Below are 23,129 nucleotides of genomic sequence, written 5' to 3'. Positions count from 1 at the left end.
CGATGTGAGCCTTCGATACGGCGCTACGCGTCTACTCGAAGAACCCATGCCACCGCCTTTAATGTTCAGGGAAACGGGCCTGTCCTTCCTTGGCCGCATTGGCATATGACTTTTGCTGCAGATCAAGCTCCTCCTTCAAGTCCGCCGCGAATGTCTCCGCCAGCGCCAGCCGTTTTCCTGGATAGGGAAAAATAATGGCGCAGCGCCCGCCAATATTTTCCACCACGGGGCGCACCACTACGTCGGCGTTTGCAAACGGTTCGGCTGTGATGCGGGTCACGAACGTCATTCCCACACCCGCCGCTACCAGTGAGCATGCGATCAATGAGCTCGGGGTTTCCGCGACCACTTGAGGCGAAACGTGCAGCTTGGAGAAGGCGTCGTCAATCTGATATCGCATGTAGCTGTGCCGCGACAACAGAATCATGCGTTCTCCATCCAACTCCTTGAGCGATATGCGTTTGCGGCGGGCCAGCCGGTGCGAGGCGGGCAGAACAAGCGCCAGCTCCAGCGGATCTAGCGGTTCGATGGAAATGGAGGGCTGGGATAGCGGTAACTCGACCACGCCGATATCGAACTGTTTGGTCGCTACCATTTCTGCAATTTGCCGGGAAGGCAAGGTTTGAACCAGCACCGATACCTGGGGACGCGAGGCAATGAACCGGGCCACGGTACGCGGAATCAGGCTTTGCGACAGTGCCGGCAAGGTGACGATGCGCAGTGCGCCGGCCTGTTGCAATCCAATATCGTGCGCGACTTGCGCAATGCGGTCGAGATTGCCGTAGATCGGTTCCAGTTCTGCATATAGCGCCTGCGCCTCTGGCGTCGCCACGAGCCTTCGTCCATTGCGCTCGAACAGCTGGTAGCCAATACGAATTTCAAGGTGTGCGATCGCTCGGCTGACCGCTGGCTGGGTCACGCTCATCATTTGCGCCGCACCAACCACGGTGCCGGTGCGCATGACGGAATAAAAGGCTTCTATCTGGCGCAAATTCACTGAATGTCGCATATAACAATCTCGCTATTGGCATGCTGAAAGGATTGCGTCATCGCGGTGCAACAACGCCTCTTTGAGGGGATTTACATAGGGTTTCAGGTGAATTCCGCACCGCGAAAGAACGTATAACATTTAGGCATAAGCAGCATATCAAATTTTAATATTTGCAATCGGGGGTAATGCATAAACTGTATAAACCTTAGCGGCAACGCAGTTATTACCTAAGGCAATTCTTCTTCATGCTGACTTGTAAAGGGAACCTGGTGATGCGCAAAACTTTTGGTGTAATGGCGGCGCTGGCAATGATCGCGGCCTTGGATGCGAATGCGGCCGAGACAATCTACGTCGGCGGTTATGGCGGTTCGGTCGAGCAAGCCTTCAAGGAAAAGATCATTCCCGCCTTCGAGGCAAAGACGGGCGCCAAGGTGGTGTACGTGCCGGGCAACTCGACCGATATCCTGGCCAAGTTGCAAGCCCAGAAGAGCCGCCAGGAAATGTCCGTGGCCATGATGGATGACGGCCCGATGTATCAAGCGGTGGGGCAGGGATTGTGCACCAAGCTCGACGACGCCTCCATCAAGGATGTGTACCAGAATGCGCGGATGATCGGCGACAAGTCGGTCGGCACCGGCTTCGTGGCGACAGGCCTGGCTTATAACAAGGAGGTATTTGCCAAGAACGGCTGGAAGGCGCCCACTTCCTGGCAAGACCTCAGCGATCCGAAGTACAAGCAGAAGGTGGTGATCCCGCCGATCATCAATGGCTATGGGCTGCTGACACTGGTGATGATGGCGCGCCTGAACGGCGGCGGCGAAGAGAAGATCGATCCCGGATTCGATGCCATGATCAAGAAGATCGCCCCCAACGTGCTGGCATGGGAGCCCTCGCCGGGCAAGATGGCGCAGATGCTGCAGACCGGCGAAGCCGCGTTGGTGGTGTGGGGCAATGGCCGCGTGCAGTCGGTCATCGACCAGGGGGCGCCGGTGGAGTTCGTGTATCCCAAAGAAGGCGCGGTGGCGTTGATGACGTCCGCCTGTGTCATTGAGGGCGCGCCGCAGGCCAAGCTGGGCCAGCAGTTTGTGCAGAACCTGCTGACCCCGGAAGTGCAGACCATCCTCGCCACCACACAAGGCTACGGCCCGGTCAACAAGAACGTGAAGCTGCCGCCGGAGGTGATGAAGCGCGTGGTGTCCGGCCCGGACAAGGTCAATGCCCTGATCGCCCCCAACTACGACGTGATCAATGCCAAGCGCGCCGAGTGGACCAACCGCTGGAACCGCGCGGTTGAGCGCTGATCGACCGGAACCGGGGCACACTTCATGAGCTTTCTGACGTTGCAAGACCTGTCCAAGCGTTACGGCGACGTGAGCGCGGTCGGGCAGTTCGATCTGGCGGTCGAAAAAGGTGAATTCATCAGCCTGCTCGGCCCTTCGGGTTGCGGCAAGACCACCACCCTGCAGATGATTGCGGGTTTCGTGCCGCCCACGACCGGCCGCATCCTGCTCAACGGCAAGAACATTACCGGCGTCAAGCCGGCCAGCCGCGGCCTGGGTATCGTGTTCCAGAACTACGCACTGTTCCCGCACATGACGGTGGCCGAGAACATATCGTTCGGCCTGGAGATGCAGCGGCTGCCGTCGGCCGAGCGCGCCAGGCGGGTGAGTGCGACGCTGGAGCTGGTGCATCTTGGCGCCATGGCGCAACGCTATCCGAAGGAACTCTCCGGCGGCCAGCGCCAGCGGGTGGCGCTGGCGCGCGCGTTGGCGATCCAGCCGCCGGTCCTGTTGCTGGACGAGCCAATGGGCGCGCTGGACGCCAAGCTGCGCGAAGAGATGCAGATCGAGTTGCGCGCCCTGCAGCACCGGGTCGGCGTCACCACCATCATGGTGACGCACGACCAGGCCGAGGCCATGACCTTGTCCGACCGGGTGGTGCTGATGAACAAGGGATGCGTCGAGCAGATCGGCCGCCCCTTCGACATGTACGAACAACCCAACGGACGTTTCTCTTCCACCTTCCTGGGCAAGGCCAACGTCTTCGAGGCGACGCGCGGGCAGGCGGACTCGTTCATCGAGGTCAGGGGCTGTCGCTTGCCGATCAATGACCACGCCACGCTGGGGGCGGTCGAATACATCATCCGTCCGGAAAAACTGGAATTCGCCAGCGCCGATGCGGCGTTCCTGCAAGGCCGGGTCAGCGCCCGCGTATTCCTCGGCAACCACTGGCTCTACCAGGTAGAGACCCCGCTGGGCATGGTACAGATCACCCACGCCAATAGCGGCCATCCGCAATCGGCGGAAGGGCAGGAAGTCGGTCTGCGCTGGGCCCCGGAACACGCCCGCCTGGTGCCGGCCAAGGAGGCCTGACATGCGAGCCAAACCGAGCGCACTTCCTTACTGGCTCTCCACGCCCGGCGCGCTGGCCATCCTCGCCTTCGTCGCGCTGCCGCTGGTGGTGACGCTGTCGCTGAGCTTCTTTCCCTTCGTCGCCGGTGGCGCCACCGGCGACCACCTGACCCTGGCCAACTACATCGATATCGCCAGCGATGACTATTTCTACACGATCTTCCTGCGCACCTTCGGCATGGCCCTGGTCGTCACCGCCATCTGCATCGCCGTCGGCGTGCCGGAAGCCTACGTACTGAGCCGGCTGTCGCCGCAGTGGCGCGCGGTCTCCATCGTGATCGTGCTGGGGCCGCTGCTGGTTTCGGTGGTGGTGCGCACGCTGGGATGGGCGGTGCTGCTCGGCAATGAAGGCGTGATCAACAAGCTGCTGCTGTCGATGGGCCTGATCAGCGAGCCGATCAAGATGATGTTCACCTTCACGGGCGTGGCGATCGCCCTGGTGCATGTGCTGGTGCCGCTGATGGTGCTGGCGGTGTGGGCCTCGCTGCAAAAGCTGGATAGCGCCACCGAACAGGCCGCCGAGTCGCTGGGCGCCGGGCTATTCACGATCTTGCGGCGCATCGTTTTTCCGCAGGTGATCCCCGGCGTGCTGTCGGGCGGGCTGATCGTCTTTTCACTGGCCGCAAGCGCCTTCGCCACGCCGGCGATCATCGGCGGCCGGCGCCTGAAGGTGGTGCCGACCACGATCTACGATGAATTCCTCGGCAACCTCAACTGGCCGCTGGGCGCGGCCTTGTCAGTGGTCTTGCTGATCATCGTCCTGGCCGTCTCGCTGGGCGTGAACCGCCTGGTCGAACGCCGTTACAAACAGGTGTTCCAATGAACCGCCGCACGCCATTTTCGCTGCTGTTGTTCCATTGGCTGTTCGCGGCCTTCATGCTGGCGCCGCTGGTGGTGGTGGTCTTCGTGTCCTTTACCGACAAGGGCTTCATCTCGATGCCGTTCGACGGCGCGTCATTGCGCTGGTACGCCGCCATCCTGCAGGACGACAGCTTCATGGATGCTTTCTACCGCAGCGTGTGGCTGGGTGTGGCGGCGGCCACCGGGGCCACGGTGCTGGCGGTGCCGGCCGGCATGGCCATCGCGTGGCATCGCTTCCCCGGGCGCGACGCGGTGCTGGGCCTGCTGCTGTCGCCGCTGATGGTGCCGCATGTGGTGCTGGGCATCGCCATCCTGCGCTTCCTGACGCTGATCGATTCGTCCGGATCCGCATGGGGCCTGACGGTGGCGCATACCGTGATCGTGCTGCCGTACGTGTTGCGCCTGGTGGTGGCCGCCGCCACCGGATTCGACCGCAGCATCGCACAGGCGGCCGAGGCCTTGGGCGCATCGCCATGGACGGTATTCCGGCGGGTGGAGCTGCCGCTGATCATCCCGGGTGTGGCGGGCGGCTGGCTGATCGCCTTCATCAACAGCTTCGACGAACTGACGATGTCGATCTTCGTCGCTTCCGCCGGCACCGAAACCCTGCCGGTAAAAATGTACAACCACATCGCCAACACAATCGATCCCTTGCTGGCCTCGGTGTCGACGGTATTGATCGTGCTGACACTGATTCTGATGGTGGTCCTGGATCGCTTCTATGGACTGGACCGTATTCTCGCTGGAAAGACATCATGAGCTTGCCTGATATCGATACCTTGGTCATCGGCGGCGGCGTCGTGGGCATGTCGATCGCCTACGGCCTGGCCAAGGCCGGTGAACGGGTGCGCGTGCTGGACGGCGCCGACGACGCCTTCCGCGCGGCGCGCGGCAACTTCGGCCTGGTGTGGGTACAGGGCAAGGGCATCGACAAGCCCGACTACGCCCGCTGGAGCATGGCCTCGGTCAAGCGCTGGGGAGCCTTCGCCGAAGGCCTGACGGCGGCCACCGGCGTCGAGCTGGAGCTGTCGCAGATCGGCGGCCTGCAGTTTTTCCTGGAAGAGGACGAACTGCGCGGCTACGCGCAAAAGCTGGCGGGCCTGCAAAGCGCGCTCGGCGGCGACTATCCGTTCGAGGTGCTGGATGCGCGCAGCCTGAAGGAACTGTCCCCGCACATCGGCCCCGAGGTCGTGGGCGGCGTCTACGGCGGGCTGGATGGCCACGTCAGCCCGCTGCGCCTGCTGCGCGCGCTGGTGCAAAACTTCCGGCAACTCGGCGGCGAGCTGCGCAACGGCGTTCACTGCAGCCGTATCGAACATCGCGGCGACGCGTTCCATGCCTGGACCGACGGCGATGAGCATGTGGCGGGCAAGCTGGTGCTGGCGGCCGGCCTGGGTAACCGCAAGCTGGCGCCGCTGGTGGGGCTGAAGGCGCCGCTCGAACCCAATCGCGGCCAGGTACTGGTGACCGAGCGGATGCAGCCATTCCTGCGCCATCCCTCGGGCCGCGTGCGCCAGACCGGCGAAGGCGTGGTGCAGATCGGCGACTCCAAAGAAGACGCCGGTTTCGACGAAGGCACCAGCATCGACCAGTTGGCCTACATCGCGCGGCGTGCGTGCAAGTACTTCCCGCTGCTGGAGCAGGTCAACCTGGTGCGTACCTGGGGCGCCTTGCGCGTGATGACGCCGGACGGCTTCCCGATCTACGAGCAATCCAGGCAATGTCCCGGCGCCTTCCTCGCCACCTGCCACAGCGGCATCACGCTGGCGGCCAACCACGCCGGCCCGGTCGCCGACTGGATACGCGGCGCGCGGCCGCCGGCAGAGATTTCCACCTTCATAGCGGGGCGATTCGATGTTTAAGACAATGTTGAGCGCGGCGGAAGACACGCGGCCGGTGGTCGAGATTTTCGTCAACGGCCAGGCGTTCCAGGCGCGCGCCGGCGAGCCGCTGGCCACCGCGATGCTCAATGCCGGCGTGGTGCCGTTCCGCCATACGGCGGTGTCCGGCAGCGCGCGGGCGCCGCTGTGCCTGATGGGCGTGTGCTTCGATTGCCTGGTGGCGGTCGACGGTCGGCAGAATATGCAGTCGTGCATGGTCCAGGTGCAGGCCGGCATGCAAGTGCAGCTGCCGGAGGGCGCGCCTCGTCCGGGAGCACCGACATGATGGAGTTCACGCATGACCTGATCGTGATCGGCGCCGGCCCGGCCGGGATGGCGGCGGCCATGACCGGCGCCGCGCAGGGCCTGAAGACCTTGCTGCTGGATGAGCAGCCGCGCCAGGGCGGGCAGATCTATCGCAACGTCACCGTGGCGCCGGAGCGCGTGGGCCGCCTGCTGGGCCCCGACTATCTGCACGGCCGCACGCTGGCGCAGCGCCTGGAACGTTCCGCGGTCGACCGCCGCTTCGGCGCGCTGGTCTGGGAAGTGGCCGAGGACCTGACGCTCACCGTGCAGCAGGACGGCAAGTCGTTTCGCGTGCGTGCGCCGCAGCTGATCGCCGCCACCGGTGCGATGGAGCGGCCATCGCCGGTGCCGGGCTGGACGCTGCCGGGCGTGCTCAACGCCGGCGCCGCGCAGATCGCGCTGAAGACGTCGGCCGCCGTGCCGCAAGGGCGGGTGGTTCTGGTCGGCGCGGGGCCGTTGCTGTTGCTGGTGGCTTGCCAGTTGCTGGACGCCGGCGTGCAGGTCGCCGCCATCGTGCAGACCGCGCCCGCCGAGAACCGGCAAAAAGCGATGGCACACCTGGGCGGCGCCCTGGCGGTGCCGGCTTACCTGATCAAGGGCCTCAGGATGCTGTGGCGCTTGCGCCGCGCCAAGGTGCCGATGGTGTCCGCCGCCACCGATGTGCGCATCACCGGCGAGGGGCGCGCCGCAGGCGTGTCCTTCCGCGTCGACGGCAAGGCGCAGCAGGTGGGGGCGGATGTGGTGCTGCTGCATCACGGCGTGGTGCCGAATACCCAGTTGAGCCGCCAGTTGCGCGTCGACCACGAATGGGATGACGTCAACCTGGCGTGGCGGCCGGTGGTGGACGCCTGGGGCGAGACCTCGCTGCGCGGCTTCAGGATCGCCGGCGACGGCGCCGGCATCGGCGGCGCCAAGGCGGCCGAGCCCGGCGGCGCCCTGGCGGCGCTGGGTGCGGCCAGGGCCATGGGGCGATTGAGTGACGCCGCATTCGAGGCGCAGTCGGCCGCCGCGCGCCTGCAACTGCAGCGGCAGATGAAGATCCGGCCGTTCCTCGATGCGCTGTATCGGCCGCCGCAATGGCTGGCCAATCCGGTCGACGAGACCATCGTCTGCCGCTGCGAGGAAGTGACGGCGGGCCGCATCCGCGAGATGGCGCGCCTGGGGTGCCAAGGCCCCAACCAGACCAAGTTCTTCAGCCGCTGCGGCATGGGGCCGTGCCAGGGACGCATGTGCGGACTGAGCGTGACGCAGATCCTGAGCGCCGAACTGGGCAAGCCGCCGGCGGAGGTCGGCGCCTATCGCGTGCGCACCCCGCTCAAGCCGATCCCGCTGGCCTCGCTGGCGGCGTTGGCCGATCCGGACATGGTTCGGCAGGAAGGCCATTGAGCCATGCGCAATCTCGCGATCCCTCCCTCAATCGATTTTTAACCAGGAGAACATGTTGAGCATCATCGAAAGAAAGCACACCAACGGCCGCATGAGCAAGATCGTCACCCACGGTGGGCTGGTCTATCTATGTGGACAGACCGCCAATAACAGTCCGGCCGCGGAAGGCGACGTGATGGTCCAGACCAGGGAAGTGCTGGCGCGCATCGATGGCTTGCTGGCGGAGACCGGCGCCACGCGCGACCGCATCCTCAGCACCACCATCTACCTGCGCAATATCGACGACTTCAGCGCGATGAACTCCGTGTGGGACGCCTGGATTCCCGCCGGCGCCGCGCCGGCGCGCACCACCGTCGAAGCCAGGCTTGGCGCGGCCAATCTTCTGGTCGAGATGACCGTCGTGGCGGCCGCGGGCTGAGTATCGCTGCAGCCGACAACGTATTCATGATGTATTCATGACGTATTCATCTTCTCCAGCCATGTCTACCGAATCCCTGTTTGAGCCTTTGGGCAACGCCGGCGCATCGTCGACGGCGACGGTCGAGATCATCTTCAACGGTGAGCGGATGCAGGTCCCGGTTGGCGGCAGCGTCGCCGCGGCCTTGCTGGCAGGCGGCGTCCGGCGCTTCCGGAAGTCCCCGGTATCCGGGGCCGGCAGGGCGCCTTACTGCCTGATGGGGGCGTGCTTCGAATGCCTGCTCGAGATCGACGGCGTAGCGAACCGCCAGGGCTGCCTGGCGCCGCTCAGGCCGGGAATGCAGACCCGCACGCAGGATACCTTACCCGAGTCGCCCGGCAACGACGGCAATCCGGCGCAATCGATGGAGGCATCTCATGGCGGGTAATGCCGGCGGCAAGACCGTGGTCTTTGATACCGAACCAGCCGACATCGTGGTGATCGGCGCGGGGCCTGCCGGCATGGCTGCCGCGATAGCGGCAAGCCGACATGGCGCGCATGTGGTGTTGCTCGATGAGCAGCCGGCGCCCGGCGGACAGGTTTATCGCGGAATCGACAGCGCGCCGGCCGGCCGCCTGGAAATCCTGGGGCCGGACTACGCCGAGGGCGCCGCGCTGTCCAAGGCCTTTGCCAACTGCGGTGCGCGCCATGTGAGCGGCGCATCGGTCTGGCAGGTGACCACCGGGCGCCAAGTGAACTATCTGCTGGAGGGGCGGGTGCAGGCGATCCAGGCCGGCCGCGTCATCCTGTGCAGCGGCGCCATGGAGCGGCCGTTTCCGATCCCGGGCTGGACCTTGCCGGGCGTGATGACTGCCGGGGCGGCGCAGATCATGCTCAAGGGCTCCGGCATGGCGCCGTCGCAGCCGGTGGTGCTGGCGGGCTGCGGGCCGCTGCTCTATCTGCTCGGCTGGCAATACCTTCGCGCCGGCGTGAAGATCGCCGCCATCGTCGACACCACCGGCGGCGCCGACTATCGCCGTGCGATACGCTTCGCCGGCGGCGCGCTGGCCGGCTGGAAGTACCTCGGCAAGGGGCTGTCGCTGATGGCCGCGTTGCGCAATGCCGGCGTGCCGTTCTACCGGAGCGCGTCCGAACTGCATGTGCTGGGCGACGACAAGGTCGACGGGCTGGGCTTTGTCTGCAGGGGGCGCCTGCACAAAATCGATACGCCGCTGGTGCTGCTGCATCAAGGGGTGGTCCCCAATACGCAATTCTCATGGTCGTTGCGCGCAGCGCATGAATGGAGCGACGACCAGCTGTGCTGGCTTCCGGTCACTGACCAGTGGGGCGAACTCGATGTGGAAGGTATCTTCGTCGCCGGTGACGGACGCGGCATTGGCGGCGCCGCGGTGGCCGCCATCCAGGGGGAATTGGCAAGCCTGGCCGCCGTCGCCCAGCTTGGCAAGCTGCCGGCGCCGCAACGCGACCGGCTGGCGGCGCCGCTGCGCGCAAGCATGCGCAAGCACCTGTTCATCCGTCCGTTCCTCGACGCGCTGTATCGGCCCAGGCAAGAGAACCGCATCCCGGCCGACGGCACCATCGTCTGTCGCTGCGAGGAAGTCTCCGCCGGCGAAATCCGCGGCTACGTGAAGCTCGGCTGCGCCGGCCCCAACCAGGTGAAGAGCTACGGCCGGTGCGGCATGGGACCTTGCCAGGGACGGCTATGCGGCCTCACGGTCACCGAGGTGATCGCCGAGGCGCGCGGCGTGGCGCCCGGCGAAACCGGCTATTACCGCATCCGCCCGCCGATTCAACCGCTCACCCTGGGAGAGCTGGCGCATGAAGCCAAATAACGCGGCGCTGCCGACGGGCAGCGATGTCATCGTCATCGGTGGCGGATTTCATGGCACCTCGAGCGCTTTCCACCTCTCCCGCGCGGGCGTGAAAGTCATGCTGCTGGAAGCGGAGTATTGCGCGCGGCATGCTTCGGGCGTGAACGCCGGCGGCGTGCGCACCTTGGGGCGCCACTATGCCGAAGTGCCGCTGGCCGTCGCATCACTGAAGCTGTGGCACCGGTTGCCGGAGTTGCTGGGCGAGGACGGCACCTTCGTGCACAGCGGCCAGATCAAGATCGCCGAGACCGAACAGGAATTGGCAACGCAGCGCAAGCGCGTGGCCGAACTCAATGCCCTTGGGTTTACCAACGAAGAAATGATCGGCCCGGACCATGTGCGCGAACTTCTGCCGGCGGTGGCCGATCACGTGGTCGGCGCCATCTGGGCGAAGGATGACGGCCATGCCGTTCCCTATCGCGCCGTGACCGCTTTCCGCCTGGCCGCGCAGCGCCAGGGGGCGGTCTTCCATGAAAACACGCCGGCGCAAAAGATCGAGCGCATCGGCAGCCTGTGGCAGGTCACCACGCCGCGCGGGGTATTCACGGCGCCGTGGCTGGTCAATTCGGCCGGCGCCTGGTCCGGGGAATTCGCCAGCCAGGTCGGTGAAACGGTACCGGTGCGGGCGCAAGGCTTGATGCTGATGATCACCCAGCGCGTGCCGCATTTCGTCGACCCGGTAGTCGGCGCGCAAGGGCGGCCATTGTCGTTCAAGCAGTTCGGCAACGGTACGGTGCTCATCGGCGGCGCCTTGAAGTGCGCCGCCGACGTGGTGCGCCGCTTCGGCGAGGTCGACTTCATGCAGCTGGCGACCAGCGCCCAGACCGTTACCGACCTGTTCCCGCATCTGCGCGGGGTCAATATCGTGCGCGCCTGGGCCGGCGTCGAAGCCTTCATGCCGGACGACATCCCGGTGATCAGCCTGAGCCGCAAGGCGCCCAACCTGGTTCACGCCTTCGGCTTTTCCGCCCATGGATTCGAACTTGGCCCCATCGGGGGAAAGATTGTTTCCGAGCTGGTCCTGAATGGAAGCAGCAGCTTGCCAATCGCGCCGTTTGCGGTGGATCGCTTTGCAGAATGAATGCCGGACGCCGTGGGCCTTAATCCCAATCTGCAATCTGATGATCCAGTCTATTTACTTCGCGCCATCGAGTATCCATTGGGCAAGTGCCTGAAGGTCTGCGTCAGGAATTTTATTTTGCGCGGGCATGGGCACTGGCCCCCATTTTCCAGATCCGCCAGCCTTTATGCTCGCGGCCAGTTGCTCGGCAGTGGCTTTTCCTTGGCCATAGCGATCGCCAATACTTTGCCAGGAAGGGCCAACCACCTTGGCCTTGGGTTGGTGGCACGCCATGCATGCGTATTTCTGGGCAAGCGCTTGACTGGCGAGGGCCTGTGTTGGCAGCAATGCGCCAACACAGGCTCCCGCCACGACCTGGGCGGCGATGGCCCACTTGATCGTTGCAATGCTGCTCGTGCTTTTTCTTTGCCTGCGGGAGTCGATCATGTCGGTTTTTCCTAGGGGAGAGTGGGGGCCGATTGGTTCTGCCCGGGGGCTTCCTGCATGCTTGCGCGTTGTGTCTCGCCGCGAGACTTGCCGGCCATGACTTGTGTTGATGGGTTCAATGGAACATCGTTTTTGACGGCGACAATCTCGGCCATGAGCGACAGTGCGATTTCTACCGGTGTCTTGCTGCCGATGTATAAGCCCACCGGCCCATGCAAATCCCGGAGTACGGAGTCCGTCATGCCAAAGTGGAGTCGCAACCGTTCCCGACGTTTCTCGCTGTTGCGGCGAGAACCAATGGCGCCGACATAGAAGGCATTGGACTGAAGCGCATCGATCAGCGCCAGGTCGTCCAGTTTGGGGTCGTGCGTCAGCGCAACGACCGCCGTACGTGCGTCGGGCTGCAGGCGCAAGATGAGATCGTCTGGCATTTCACGGCTGACCAGCACGCCATCCAGTTGCCAGCTGGCACGGTATTCCTCTCGCGGATCGCAGACGATGACCTCGAATCCCAGGCCTAATGCGATCTGGCACACATAGCGCGAGAGATCGCCGGCGCCGATCAGGATCAGGCGAACCTGCGGCCCCAGATAAGTAGTCAAGCGCTTCTCGTCCAATAGCGCAACGCCATCGCGACGGCCCTGGCGCAATTCGACTCTCCCGCTGCCCAGATCGAGGACACGCTCGGTGGCCTGCCTTTGCATGCATGCCGCCAGGAGATCTTCCAATCTGCTGTCTGCCGAGACAGGCTCAAGCACCAGTTCCACCGTGCCGCCGCAAGGCAGGCCGAATTTGTGCGCTTCGTCCGCAGAAATGCCGTAGCGCAGCAAGGATGGCAAGCTGTTTGCGCAAACCGCCTGCATTCCCTCGTTCCGGATGCGTAGAATCAGGTCGTCTTCAATGCAGCCGCCGGAGACCGAACCGATGGTTTCTCCGCGGCTGTTGATCGCCATCAACGATCCCGGCGGTCGCGGCGAAGAGCCCCAGGTCCGGGCAACAGTCACCAGCACGACCGGCAAGCCGGCCTTTTGCCAGCCCACGGCAGTGCGCAATACCAGCGTGTCAAGATCGTCCATGCCGGTGCTTACGCCAACTTGAATGGCAACTGACGCAAGGGTTTTCCGGTTAGCCGGGCAATGGCGGCGGCAAATGCCGGCGCTAACGGCGGCAGGCCCGGTTCGCCCATCCCGGTCGGTGGATCTGCGCTCGGCACGATGTTTACGCTGAATGCCGGAACGTCGGTGATACGCGCCACGGTGAAGTCGCCGAAGTTACTTTGCTCCACCACGCCATCTTTGAGCGTGATGGCGGCGCCCGGCAGGCACATGGACATCCCCATGATCGCCGCGCCCTGGACCTGCGCTTCCAGCGTGCGTGGATTGACGGCGAGATTGCAGTGCACGCCGGCGGTTACCCGATGCAACACCGGCTGGCCATCTTGCAACGAAGCTTCCACCACATACGCCACGACGGAATTGAAGGCCTCGTGTACGGCTACGCCCCAGGCGCGTCCGGCAGGCAATTGCTGCTTGCCGTAGCCGCTCTGGTCCACGGCCAATTGCAGGGCTGCCCGGTGGCGCGCGTGCTTGTCTCCGAACAGCTGCATGCGGTAGGCGACAGGATCCTGGTTCGTGCTGCGCGCGATTTCGTCAATGAGCGTTTCCATCACGAACGCCGTGTGCGTGGAACCAACGCTGCGCCACCACAGCACCGGCACATTCAGCTTAGGGTGGTGCACCGTCAGGCGCATCGGAATGGGATAGGGGTCGCGCATGCCTTCCGTGGCCGTGCCGTCGATGCCGTCCTTGACCTGGAACTGCTCAAAGACGGAGCCGGTAGTGATGGATTGACCGACGATGACATGCTCCCAAGCCAGCACCTTGCCGCGCGCATCGAAACCGATGCGGGCGCGGTGCAGGTGCATGGGCCGGTAGTAGCCGCCGTGCATGTCGTCTTCGCGGCTCCAGAGCGTGCGCACCGGGACGTTGAAACCTGCGGCGCGGGCTGCCTTCGCGATTTCGCACGCTTCGACGACAAAGTCGCTGCCGCTTGAGAAGCGGCGACCGAAACCGCCGCCCGCCATTTGCACATGGACATCCACTTGTTCCGGCTTCACCCCAAATACACGGGCAACCGCGGCGCCATCCAGGCCCGGGCATTGAGATCCGGTCCATATCCCGACGCGTCCATCCTTGAGCGCCACGGTACAGTTGAGCGGCTCCATGGCGGCATGCGCCAGGTAGGGGAAGACAAATTCGGCGTCCAACTGATGCGGCGCAGTTGCCAAGGGCGTCATGTCGGCGTCGAACTTGCGCGGGCCGGGTTGGGTGGCAAGGGTGCGGTATTGCGTGAGCTGCTTTTCGCTATCGACTTTCTCGACGGCTGACGTATCCCATTCCAGCTTGAGCGCGTCGCGTCCCTGCTTGGCGGGCCAGTAACCGTCGGCGATGACGGCCACGCCTTCGGCGCCCCGGTCCAGCGGCACACGCACGACGGCCTTGACGCCCTTTACGGCACGCGCCGCGCTGTCGTCCACCGCTGCCAGGCGAGCGCCGAACATCGGCGGACGCGCCACTACGGCAGTCAATTGGCCGGGCAGGCGAGTATCGATGCCGAATTGTTGCCGGCCGCTGCTTTTGTCGCGTGCGTCCAGGCGTGTCGTCGGGCGGCCGATGATGCGGAAATCCTTGGGATCTTTCAGCGTCACTTTTTCGGGCACGGGAAACGCCATCGCGGCTTCCGCCAGTTCGCCGTAGCTCAGCTTGCGGCCTCCTGGGCCCAGCACCCAGCCGCTTTCAGTGCGCAAGGCGCTTGCATCGACATTCCAGCGCGCGGCCGCGGCGCCGAGCAACATGGCGCGGGCGCGGGCGCCGAGTTCGCGATATTGCGTGAAGCTGTTTTTTACCGAATTCGAGCCGCCGGTCAGGTGAATTCCAAATAGCGGATCGATGTAGGCCGGGTCGTTTGAACCATGCCGGGCCCGCACCAGCGTCCAATCCGCATCCAGCTCTTCGGCCAGGATCATCGGCAATGCCGTTTGCACTCCCTGACCGAATTCCAGTCGATTGACGGCCACCATCACCTCGCCATTGGGCGTAATTTGTACGAAGGCGGCCGGTTGCTCAGTCGGTTTGAGCGGGTTGCCGGCTTGTCCCATGGCCAGGTGAGGGAAGGCGCCCAGAGCCAGCCCTATCGAACCGGCAAGTTTGAGGAAAGTGCGGCGCGGCAAGACCGGCGCCGCGTCGTTTTGCTCCCGTTCCAGCAGGTATTGCAAGGCACGCGGCATTTCGCGGTAATCGACATTGGGCAACATGGCAGCTCCTTCAGGCCAGGGCTTTGGCGGCATCGGCCACCGCAGCACGAATGCGGACATAGGTGCCACAGCGGCAAATGTTGCCCGCCATGGCTGAGTCGATATCGGCAACGCTGGGCTGCGTGCCGCGAGGCAAGGATTTCAGGAATCCGGTTGCGCTCATGATCTGGCCGCTTTGGCAATAGCCGCACTGCGCCACATCGTGTTTAAGCCATGCCGCATGTACAGCTGCGCCGACGGGATCGCTGCCGTCGGTGACGGCTTCGATCGTCGCAATCGCCTTGCCTTCGGCGGCGGAAATCGGGGTGACGCACGAGCGGATCGGCTGGCCCTCCAGATGTACCGTGCAAGCGCCGCACAAAGCGGCTCCGCATCCGAACTTGGTGCCGGTCATGCCAAGGTTGTCGCGCAAGGCCCAGAGAATAGGGGTGCTGGGATCTGCGTCGACGGTGTGTTGGCGACCGTTGATGTTGAGCGTACTCATGGCGGGCTATTCTCCAGGGTGAGTGAGGAAGGAGGCTGGCTAGTTGCGCTTGTCTGAACGCATTGTCCGAACTCAAACAGCGATTACCGGGGGCAAGGCTCCGCCAATATTGCATGCACAGGGAGCGAGGCCCTTCAAACCATGGAAGTATGCACGCTTGTCTGCGAAACATTCTTGCCGGTTTTGACACATCTCTTGCCTATTTCAACAAATTTTTAGCTGAATTGGCTATAGCTTTCCGGATGCTTCCCTTAAGCGCTTGATGTCTCGTTGCGGCGGCAAGCCAAACAAGCGGTTGTATTCCCGGCTGAACTGGGATGCGCTTTCATAGCCGACCCGCAGCGCGGCGCTGCTGGCGTCGATATCCTCATTGAGCATCAGTTGCCGTGCGCCTTGCAAGCGCAGGCTTTTCAGGTATTGCAAAGGACTCATGCCGGCGACTGCGCGGAAATGCTGCCGAAATGTGGAGGGGCTCATGTGCGCTTTTAGCGCCAGGTCATCGATCGGCACGTTGTCTGTGAAATGCAGCTTCAACCAGGCGATCACCTTGGCAATCTGATGGCTCGGCGAGCCTGACGTTACAAGATGGCGCAGCGTTGGCCCGTGCCCGCCATTGAGCAGCCGAACGATGATTTCCTGCTGTATCAGCGGCACGACCTGTGCCAGCAGATGCGGCTCGCCCAAAAGCCTGACCAATCGCATCAGCGCATCCAGGAGGCCGTCTTCCAGCGTCACAATCGATAATGCCCGCGAGGCGGAGATTTTCGCGGAAGAGGAAAAATCCATCTCGGCAGCAAGCTGCGCGATCATCCTGGCATCGAATTCAATGCGCATTCCCAGATAGGGGGCATCGAAATCTGCACGCGTGACATACGACACGACAGGCAGATCAACGGAGGTGACCAGAGATTGCCCCGGGCCGTAGTCATAAATCTCGTCGCCCAGGGTGACGCGCTTGCCGCCTTGCACCGTCACGCCCAACCCCAGCCCATAGATACATGGCATTGGATCGGTGACCCTGCTGCGGCGATAGATCGTCAGTTCAGGAATCGACGTGCTGAAGTCGCCATCATTTTGTGCAATTTTGCCGACTAAATGAGCAAGACCCTCTTGATTGGTCAAAGACATTTCACTTCCTGGTTTCATTTATGCGGCCTGGGGTTGATTATCAAGCAGCAGCCTAACATCAGCAATCGTGCCTTTTTTCGGATTTGTCGATGACTCGTCAGATCAGGCAATAAGGCGATCGGATTCGGCAAACCTGAATGCGGTCATCGGATCCAGAATAGCGGTCATGCGCCACAACCACTCCGGATCGATGATGAAAAACGTACTCATAATCAACGCACACCAATTTTATGAAGGCATCTCCCCAGGTCGACTGAATCAAACCATGGTCGACACAATCACGGGGGAAATGGAAAAGAGAAACTTCAATGTAAAACTGAGCAACATTGAACAAGGCTATGACATTGATGCTGAAGTTCAGAAACACGTCTGGGCCGATATCATCATTCTGCAATCGCCGGTCTACTGGTTTGGCATGCCCTGGATATACAAGAAATACGTCGACGAAGTTTTCACGGCAGGCCTGATGCAACAGAGTCTTTTGGTCGACGATGGCCGAACCAGGCAAGATCCTGCCAGGCAATATGGGACCGGCGGCAAAATGCAAGGGAAAAAATACATGCTCTCCTTGACATGGAATGCCCCGCAAGAAGCATTCGGCGACGCGCGGCAGTTCTTGTTCGAGGGAAAGACAGTTGACGATGTATTCGTCCACAATACCGCCAACTACAAATTCTGCGGCGCCGAGATCCTGCCATCGTTCTCTTGCCACGATGTCATGAAACAACCTGATATCGATCGCGACATGGCGAGATTGCGTGAGCACCTCAAGTCAACGTGTTTCTAGGGAAGAATCAGCGTCTGAGGGGGAGGGAAGATGTGCCGCTATCGTAGTCGCGGATAGTTGGCCATGCAGCGCAACGCGATAGCGGCAGCCGCGAAGCCGGACAGCGCCCCCAGGCCCAGGGCCCAGCGTGGCCCGCATGTATCGGCTACCCAGCCGGCCAGCGGCGCGCCGATCGGTGTGGCGCCAACCCCGACGGCCAGGCGCAGCGCCATGACCCGGCCGCGCATGACGGGATCGGTGGAGAGCTGAAGCAGGCTGCTGGTGGCATTGCTGAACGTCAACGCCGACACGCCAATGATGACCAGGGTGATGCCGAAGGCCCAGGCGCTCGGCGCCAGCATGGCCAGCACAAATCCCAGCCCGAATAGCGCCGCACCGATCCACAACAGCCTGAAATGAGGGCGCTCGCGTCCGGCTGCCAGCAGCGCGCCGAGTACGGTGCCGATCGCCATGACGCCGGTCAGCACGCCGTATTGGCCGGCATCGCCATGAAACACCTTGACCGACATGGTCGAGATGAAAATCGGGAAATTCAGCCCAAAGGTGCCGATCAGGCACAGCATCCACAAGATCGCCCTGAGGTCCGGACGCGTCCAGACATAGCGCAAGCCTTCCGCCAGATTGCCGCGCGCACGCGCGGCGCGCTGGTGGTCATGCAGTTCTTGCCGCCGCAGAAACTGCAGGGAACACAGCACGGCGGCAAAGGAAGCGGCATTGCACAAGAAGGCCCAGCCGCAACCGACGGCCGCAATCACCAATCCAGCCACGGCCGGCCCCACCATCCTGGCGATATTGAACGACGTCGAATTCAGCGCCACGGCATTGGCCAGATCGTTTTCGCCGACCAGGTCCGAGACAAAAGTCTGGCGCGCCGGCGCATCAATGGCGGCGGCGCAGCCGGACAAGAAGGTCAGCAAATACACTTGCCACAGCCGGATCAGCCCGCTCACGATCAACAGGCCCAGCGCCAGAGACAGCAGGCACATGGCGAACTGCGTGCACAACAGCAGTTTGCGGCGATCAAACCGGTCGGCCGCGTAACCGCTCCAGGGCAGCAACAACAGTTGCGGCCCGAATTGCAAGCCCATGGCCACGCCGACGGCGGTGGCGCTGTGCTGTGTCAGTTGCGTCAGCACCAGCCAATCCTGTGCGGTGCGCTGCATCCAGGTGCCGACATTGGAGACCATTGCCCCGAGCGTCCAGACCCGAAAGTTGAACAGCCGCAGCGAACGGAATGTCGCGAGCGCCATCCTCAGGCGCCGGGCAAGCGGCCGCCATGAAAGCGCCCGAACAGATGCGCCGACAAGCATCCCATCAACAGGAAGCCGGCGCCGGCAACCAAGGCCTGATCGCCCATGCGCAGATCGAAATCGCCTACCCGCACCAGAAGCAGATAGGCCAGCACCAGATTGGCAAAGCCCCACAGCACGTTGACCTTTGAAGAAGACAACCCTTCACCGGGCGGCGTCGCAAACGGGCTTTGAAAGGCGCGCCCCATCATGCCGCTGACAAAGTGGGGGATGGCATTGGCGAGAAACGCCGCGCCGAAGAAACAGGCCAGATAGTGTAACGATGTCATGCGCGCTCCTTGTGATCCAGCAGGTCGATGATTGCCTTGGCGGTACCGGTTTCTCCCAGCTTGGGGAAGATCCGCGTGACGCTATTGGCATGGGCCTCAGGATCGCCGTCGGTGATGGCATCGATGGCAAAACCGAGATTGAAGCCGAGCTCGAAGGCATGCCGCGCCGTTGCCTCCACGCCATTGCTGGAGGAAATGCCGGCCAGTACGAGCTGGGTGACGCCCTGACGTTTCAGATACGCTTCCAGGTCGGTATTGGTGAATGCGCCGGGCGTATGTTTGGTGACGACATGGTCTTGCGGCTGGCGATCCAGCTCCGGCAGCAGTTCGGCAAAGTCGGCCGCGAATGCATCGATGCGCGGCGCCCGTTCGGAGCGCCCCGGCGGCCTGCCAGCAACGTTGACCAGCACCACCGGCAAGGCATGGCGGCGAAAGGCGGCGATCAAGTCGCAGGCCTGCGCGACGATCTCGGGCAGGGGATGAATCAGTTTCATCGAGCGCATGCCTTGTTGCAGGTCGATCACGACCAGCGCGGTTTGCGGATCCAGTGTGGTAATCGGCATGGCGGTTGCCTTTCGGTTGTTTCAAATGGTCGTGCGCGGCCTGCCGCAGGCGACAGGGCGCTTGCAGGTACGGGGCGGTGGTACAAAAAACAGGTAAAAATGCCTGGCGCTAGACGTCGCCCAGGCGTTTGAGCAGTGCGGTTGCCGCTATCAAGGTTTGCTGTTCATCGGTGTCGAGTTTGGCGATGGCGGCCAGCAGCCATTGCTGCTTGGCGATGTTGCGCTGGCGTCGGACTTCGATGCCTTTGGCGGTCAAGGACAGCAGCAATTGCCGGCCATCGGTAGGGTGCGGTTGGCGCTCGATCAAACCGTCCTGCTCCAGATCGGCAAGTGTGGCGCCCATGGATTGCGGCTTGACCGCTTCCAGGCGCGCCAGCTCGGCGGTGGTCATGGAGCCGTTGCGATCGAGCCGGGCGAGCGCCGAGCTTTGCGACCAGGTCAGGCCGCCCTGGTCAACTTCCTGACGCAGCCGGCGCAGCAATTGGCCGATTGCCAGCGTCAGGTCGGTGACGGCGGTTTCCAGGTGAGGGGGGGATTGAGTCTGTCTGGGCATGAACACATACTACAAACAATCAGGGTAACTTGCAAGTTTACCTGTTTATATTCAGCCCAAAATATGGAGAAACGAGGTGTGGCCTGAGCCAGGATCTAGAACCGCATCCTGAGGCCAGTCGTGGCAGATACGTAGTAGCTGCCCTTGAAGTCGCTGTCGGCGGTCACTTCTCCGTAGATGCTGTAACGCTTGCCCCACGCATAGTTTCCGCCAACGCCCAGCCCGCCCCAGGTGCGTCCTTGACGCGTCTCGAGCGGCGTCCCCGCCACGATCACCCGAGTGCCATCGAGCAGCTCGCGCTTGAGATTGATCAAGCCATAGACATTGAGCTGACGCAGCTCTCCGGCAGCGTCCGCTTCACCACGCTGGTAATCGAAGGCGAGGCCAAGTCGTCCCTGCAGGCTTTCGCCCTTGTCGCTGTCGACCTGCGCATTGAACCGGTCCTTGAAGCCGAAACTGGTCGACGCATAGCTTAGCTGCGCCTGCGGGATGACAGAGAATCCATCCTTGACCGGCAGTGCGATGCCGGCTTCGATGCTCGCGGCATAGCCGCGTCCGAGTTGGCCATTGACCAGGGAGCCGGCGAGCCTGGAGCCCAGATCGCTGCTGGACCAGGTGGCCTGGAGCTGGGTATCGACATACGCGCCTTGCTGGCCGTACCAGGTGAGGGTAGTGCCCACGCCATAGTATTTGGTGTCGATGCTGCCGTCGCCATAGATCGAGGCTACCCGGGTGTCGGCGGTGCCGTAGCGGGCGGTCAAGCCGCCCACCACGCGCGCGCCATCTTTCTCGCCGGACAAGATGCGATCCACGCCGAACTGGGCCTGCCAGCTATCGATGTCTTGATGGCTGACGCTGGTAGATGCCGATGGTTCAAGGTGGCTTGTCTTGCCTTCGATGCGCCCCCAGACGCCATTCCGGTCGCGGTCCGTTGGATCATAACGCCGATTGCCGACGCGCTGGCGCAAAGTCGGGACGCTGCTCAAGCCCAGCAGCGTCGTCGCATACGCTTCGTAGACAGGGACACCTGGTTGGTAGAGCGGGCCGTTATCGGCAACACCGCCGGCAATACCGGCTGCCAGCGGCGATGAGCGCAGATACCAATCGCCGTCGGCCTGCTCTTTCTGCAGAACGTAACCATATGCGCCGGCGATCAAGGCGGATTGGCCGTTGATGACGTAGTTTCCATTGGCCAGATTGAATTGGCCGTTTGAGGCGCCGTTGACTTGCACCACCTGAATCCCTTGTTGCGTCTGTGCGCCCAGGCCGCCGACATTGATTACCGTAACTGGCGTCACGCCCGCGGTGGTTCCGGTGATCACCAGGCGATCGGTCGGGGAACTGTCATCTCCCAGTTGGGTTTTGATCTCAAGGCCGCCGCCCGCAGGCGTGTAATTTCCGGCGATAGTCAATGTTCCGAAGCTGTTGCTGTGGCCAGGAGCGATCATGCCGCTGTTGGTGGTCGGCCCGACTTGGCCGGTACCGGTCAGCCGGCCGGCAGATGCGATGTTGGTCGGGCCGCCTAGCACGCCATCAACCTGCAGCGTCCCGGCCTGGACCTCGGTGTTGCCTGTGAAGCTCGCGCTGTTGCCCGTGAGGGTCAGGGTTCCAAGGCCTAATTTGTTAAAAGTGGAGGTTCCGCTAAATACCGTACTGATACCAATATTGTACGTGTTGGTATCGAACCAGGCGCCTTCGGCGCCCACGGTCAGTGCGCCGAAGCCATCGAGGAAATTGGTTTCATTTCGTGTCGCACGCAGAATACCGCCATTGAGATCAAGAACGGCGGTGGTGCCAGCGCCCTTGATCACCGAGCCGGTCTCCAGAATGCCGCGCCCACTCGCATCGCCGAGCAGACTCAGTGTTCCGCTGGAGGTACTCCAGCGGGCGACATAGGTATCGGTGCCGACATGGATCAGGCCGCCTTTGTCGATGGTTACCGTGCCCAAGCCGTCGTAACCGACAGAAAGGAAGTCGCGGATCGTCCATGTCGAGAGGTTGCCGGTGCTGCTTGAAATATTGACGATGCCTGTACTGCCGGTGACGTAACCGACATAGCCAGCTGCATTACCTCCGTTTGGCAGACTGGTCGTTACCGCGGCGCCATCGAGAATGTTCAATGTGCCACTGCTCGTACCCGAGAAACCTAGATAGATATTATTCCCGGCGGCCCAGGTCGAGGCTCTGCCGCTGCCATCACGGCCTGTAACGGTAACGGTGCCGGTACCTGCGCCAGAGCCGTTGTCAAAGCCAATCAATCCCTGGTCACTGCGCACCAGGCCACCGTCATTGATCAGCAGGATACCCGTGCCGGAGCCGCCGACTATAATCGGAGAGGAACTGGTCCAGGTAGAAGGATTGCCAAGGGCATCGCCACCAGTGACAGTCACCGTACCGGTAGCGCCATCCATCCCGATCATGCCGAATTGGTTGCTCACGGTACCGCCGCCGGTAAGTGTCAGCGTACCGACCACACCCACGCCATTTCCGACAGTGAGGTCACCACCAATCGCCCAGGTCGAGGCTCTGCCGCTGCCATCACTGCCTGAAACGGTAACGGTGCCGGTAGCAGGGCCAGAGCCGTCGTCAATGCCAATCACTCCATCGCCACTACGCACCAGGCCGCCGTTCTGGATGAGCAGGGTACCCGTGCTGGAGCTGCCGACTGTAATCTGAGAGGAACTGGTCCAGGTAGAAGGATTGCCAAGGGCATCGTCACCAGTGACCGTCACCGTACCGATACCGCCATTCACCCCGATCGTGCCGGAGTCACTGCTCACGGTACCGCCGTCGGTAAGTGTCAGCGCACCGGAGGCGCCATCCCCGACAAAGAGGTCACTACCAACCGTCCAGTTCGACGCCGTAGCAGGACCAGGAGGCGTCACGGCGCCGGTACTGCTCACCGATTGCGCATACGCTGGCGGTAGGTTCGCAGTCGCGGCGACCAGCGTGGCGATCACGGTGGTCCAAAACAAGGTCCTGCGAAAGCCGACGGCATTGGCGCCGTCCTTTATCGTGGCAGGTGTCATTTTGCCGCTCCCCCTTTTTTATTTATCCGTTCAACGTGCGTATTGCCAGCCCGACTGCGCCG

At 62.8% G+C, this 23,129-nt stretch carries 23 protein-coding genes; 12 read left to right on the top strand and 11 right to left on the bottom strand.

Annotation, left to right across the window (positions count from 1 at the left end):
• Positions 1-58: 58 nt before the first annotated feature.
• Positions 59-997 carry a LysR substrate-binding domain-containing protein gene (locus AC07N6_RS07925; RefSeq protein WP_494779764.1) on the bottom strand — a complete coding sequence of 313 codons (939 nt, stop codon included), beginning with the start codon at positions 995-997 and terminating at the stop codon, positions 59-61.
• Between the two features lie 266 nt (positions 998-1,263).
• Between AC07N6_RS07925 and AC07N6_RS07920 the strand changes: the two genes are divergently transcribed.
• From AC07N6_RS07920 to AC07N6_RS07870, 11 genes are read left to right on the top strand one after another with little or no spacing between them, the layout of a single operon-like run.
• Entirely contained in the window at positions 1,264-2,292 is a 1,029-nt protein-coding gene (locus tag AC07N6_RS07920) for an ABC transporter substrate-binding protein (protein WP_494779763.1), read from the top strand.
• A gap of 24 nt (positions 2,293-2,316) precedes the next feature.
• Positions 2,317-3,363: an ABC transporter ATP-binding protein gene (locus AC07N6_RS07915; RefSeq protein WP_494779762.1), complete on the top strand. Its 1,047-nt coding sequence runs from the start codon at positions 2,317-2,319 to the stop codon at positions 3,361-3,363.
• 1 nt (position 3,364) lies between these two features.
• A complete protein-coding gene (locus AC07N6_RS07910; RefSeq protein ID WP_494779761.1) occupies positions 3,365-4,225 on the top strand; it encodes an ABC transporter permease in 861 nt (286 codons plus the stop codon).
• Positions 4,222-5,022 carry an ABC transporter permease gene (locus AC07N6_RS07905; protein ID WP_494779760.1) on the top strand — a complete coding sequence of 267 codons (801 nt, stop codon included), beginning with the start codon at positions 4,222-4,224 and terminating at the stop codon, positions 5,020-5,022. Before AC07N6_RS07910 ends, AC07N6_RS07905 begins: the two co-directional genes overlap by 4 nt.
• Positions 5,019-6,125, top strand: coding sequence for an NAD(P)/FAD-dependent oxidoreductase (locus AC07N6_RS07900; RefSeq protein ID WP_494779759.1), 1,107 nt, complete (start codon positions 5,019-5,021; stop codon positions 6,123-6,125). The genes AC07N6_RS07905 and AC07N6_RS07900 overlap by 4 nt, the downstream gene beginning before the upstream one ends.
• On the top strand, positions 6,118-6,429 hold the full coding sequence (locus tag AC07N6_RS07895) for a (2Fe-2S)-binding protein (RefSeq protein WP_494779758.1): 312 nt from the start codon (positions 6,118-6,120) through the stop codon (positions 6,427-6,429). The genes AC07N6_RS07900 and AC07N6_RS07895 overlap by 8 nt, the downstream gene beginning before the upstream one ends.
• Entirely contained in the window at positions 6,426-7,835 is a 1,410-nt protein-coding gene (locus tag AC07N6_RS07890; protein ID WP_494779757.1) for an FAD/NAD(P)-dependent oxidoreductase, read from the top strand. The genes AC07N6_RS07895 and AC07N6_RS07890 overlap by 4 nt, the downstream gene beginning before the upstream one ends.
• A 52-nt stretch (positions 7,836-7,887) precedes the next feature.
• Complete coding sequence (locus tag AC07N6_RS07885) at positions 7,888-8,253, top strand: RidA family protein (RefSeq protein ID WP_494779756.1); 366 nt, start codon at positions 7,888-7,890, stop codon at positions 8,251-8,253.
• Positions 8,254-8,290: 37 nt separating this feature from the next.
• Entirely contained in the window at positions 8,291-8,680 is a 390-nt protein-coding gene (locus AC07N6_RS07880) for a (2Fe-2S)-binding protein (RefSeq protein ID WP_494779755.1), read from the top strand.
• Positions 8,670-10,085, top strand: coding sequence for an FAD/NAD(P)-dependent oxidoreductase (locus AC07N6_RS07875; RefSeq protein ID WP_494779754.1), 1,416 nt, complete (start codon positions 8,670-8,672; stop codon positions 10,083-10,085). The genes AC07N6_RS07880 and AC07N6_RS07875 overlap by 11 nt, the downstream gene beginning before the upstream one ends.
• Positions 10,072-11,205: an NAD(P)/FAD-dependent oxidoreductase gene (locus tag AC07N6_RS07870; protein WP_494779753.1), complete on the top strand. Its 1,134-nt coding sequence runs from the start codon at positions 10,072-10,074 to the stop codon at positions 11,203-11,205. The genes AC07N6_RS07875 and AC07N6_RS07870 overlap by 14 nt, the downstream gene beginning before the upstream one ends.
• A gap of 54 nt (positions 11,206-11,259) precedes the next feature.
• Here AC07N6_RS07870 and AC07N6_RS07865 read toward each other — a convergent pair whose 3' ends face one another.
• The 5 genes from AC07N6_RS07865 to AC07N6_RS07845 all read right to left on the bottom strand — a co-directional run bounded on the left by AC07N6_RS07865 (position 11,260) and on the right by AC07N6_RS07845 (position 16,556).
• Entirely contained in the window at positions 11,260-11,631 is a 372-nt protein-coding gene (locus AC07N6_RS07865) for a c-type cytochrome (RefSeq protein WP_494779752.1), read from the bottom strand.
• Positions 11,632-11,642: 11 nt separating this feature from the next.
• A complete protein-coding gene (locus tag AC07N6_RS07860; RefSeq protein ID WP_494779751.1) occupies positions 11,643-12,707 on the bottom strand; it encodes an XdhC family protein in 1,065 nt (354 codons plus the stop codon).
• An 8-nt stretch (positions 12,708-12,715) separates the two neighbouring features.
• On the bottom strand, positions 12,716-14,944 hold the full coding sequence (locus AC07N6_RS07855) for a xanthine dehydrogenase family protein molybdopterin-binding subunit (RefSeq protein WP_494780260.1): 2,229 nt from the start codon (positions 14,942-14,944) through the stop codon (positions 12,716-12,718).
• A 10-nt stretch (positions 14,945-14,954) separates the two neighbouring features.
• Positions 14,955-15,428, bottom strand: a complete 474-nt coding sequence (locus tag AC07N6_RS07850) for a (2Fe-2S)-binding protein (RefSeq protein WP_494779750.1) — start codon at positions 15,426-15,428, stop codon at positions 14,955-14,957.
• A 228-nt stretch (positions 15,429-15,656) separates the two neighbouring features.
• A complete protein-coding gene (locus AC07N6_RS07845) occupies positions 15,657-16,556 on the bottom strand; it encodes an AraC family transcriptional regulator (RefSeq protein WP_494779749.1) in 900 nt (299 codons plus the stop codon).
• Between the two features lie 166 nt (positions 16,557-16,722).
• Between AC07N6_RS07845 and AC07N6_RS07840 the strand changes: the two genes are divergently transcribed.
• Entirely contained in the window at positions 16,723-17,343 is a 621-nt protein-coding gene (locus AC07N6_RS07840) for an NAD(P)H-dependent oxidoreductase (protein ID WP_494779748.1), read from the top strand.
• 38 nt (positions 17,344-17,381) lie between these two features.
• Here the strand turns inward: AC07N6_RS07840 and AC07N6_RS07835 are convergent, their stop codons facing one another.
• From AC07N6_RS07835 to AC07N6_RS07815, 5 genes are all read right to left on the bottom strand, one after another.
• A complete protein-coding gene (locus tag AC07N6_RS07835; RefSeq protein WP_494779747.1) occupies positions 17,382-18,593 on the bottom strand; it encodes an MFS transporter in 1,212 nt (403 codons plus the stop codon).
• Between the two features lie 2 nt (positions 18,594-18,595).
• Positions 18,596-18,922 (bottom strand): hypothetical protein, encoded by a 327-nt coding sequence (locus AC07N6_RS07830; RefSeq protein ID WP_494779746.1) that lies wholly within the window; start codon positions 18,920-18,922, stop codon positions 18,596-18,598.
• Positions 18,919-19,485 carry a cysteine hydrolase family protein gene (locus AC07N6_RS07825; RefSeq protein WP_494779745.1) on the bottom strand — a complete coding sequence of 189 codons (567 nt, stop codon included), beginning with the start codon at positions 19,483-19,485 and terminating at the stop codon, positions 18,919-18,921. The genes AC07N6_RS07830 and AC07N6_RS07825 overlap by 4 nt, the downstream gene beginning before the upstream one ends.
• A gap of 109 nt (positions 19,486-19,594) precedes the next feature.
• Positions 19,595-20,038 (bottom strand): MarR family winged helix-turn-helix transcriptional regulator, encoded by a 444-nt coding sequence (locus AC07N6_RS07820; RefSeq protein ID WP_494779744.1) that lies wholly within the window; start codon positions 20,036-20,038, stop codon positions 19,595-19,597.
• Positions 20,039-20,133: 95 nt separating this feature from the next.
• Positions 20,134-23,067 carry an autotransporter outer membrane beta-barrel domain-containing protein gene (locus AC07N6_RS07815; protein ID WP_494779743.1) on the bottom strand — a complete coding sequence of 978 codons (2,934 nt, stop codon included), beginning with the start codon at positions 23,065-23,067 and terminating at the stop codon, positions 20,134-20,136.
• Positions 23,068-23,129: the final 62 nt, after the last annotated feature.

This window comes from Herbaspirillum sp. GW821-FHT09A12, from assembly GCF_059418325.1.
Note: the sequence above shows the minus strand (reverse complement) of the source record. Positions and strands in the feature narration are given on the sequence as shown.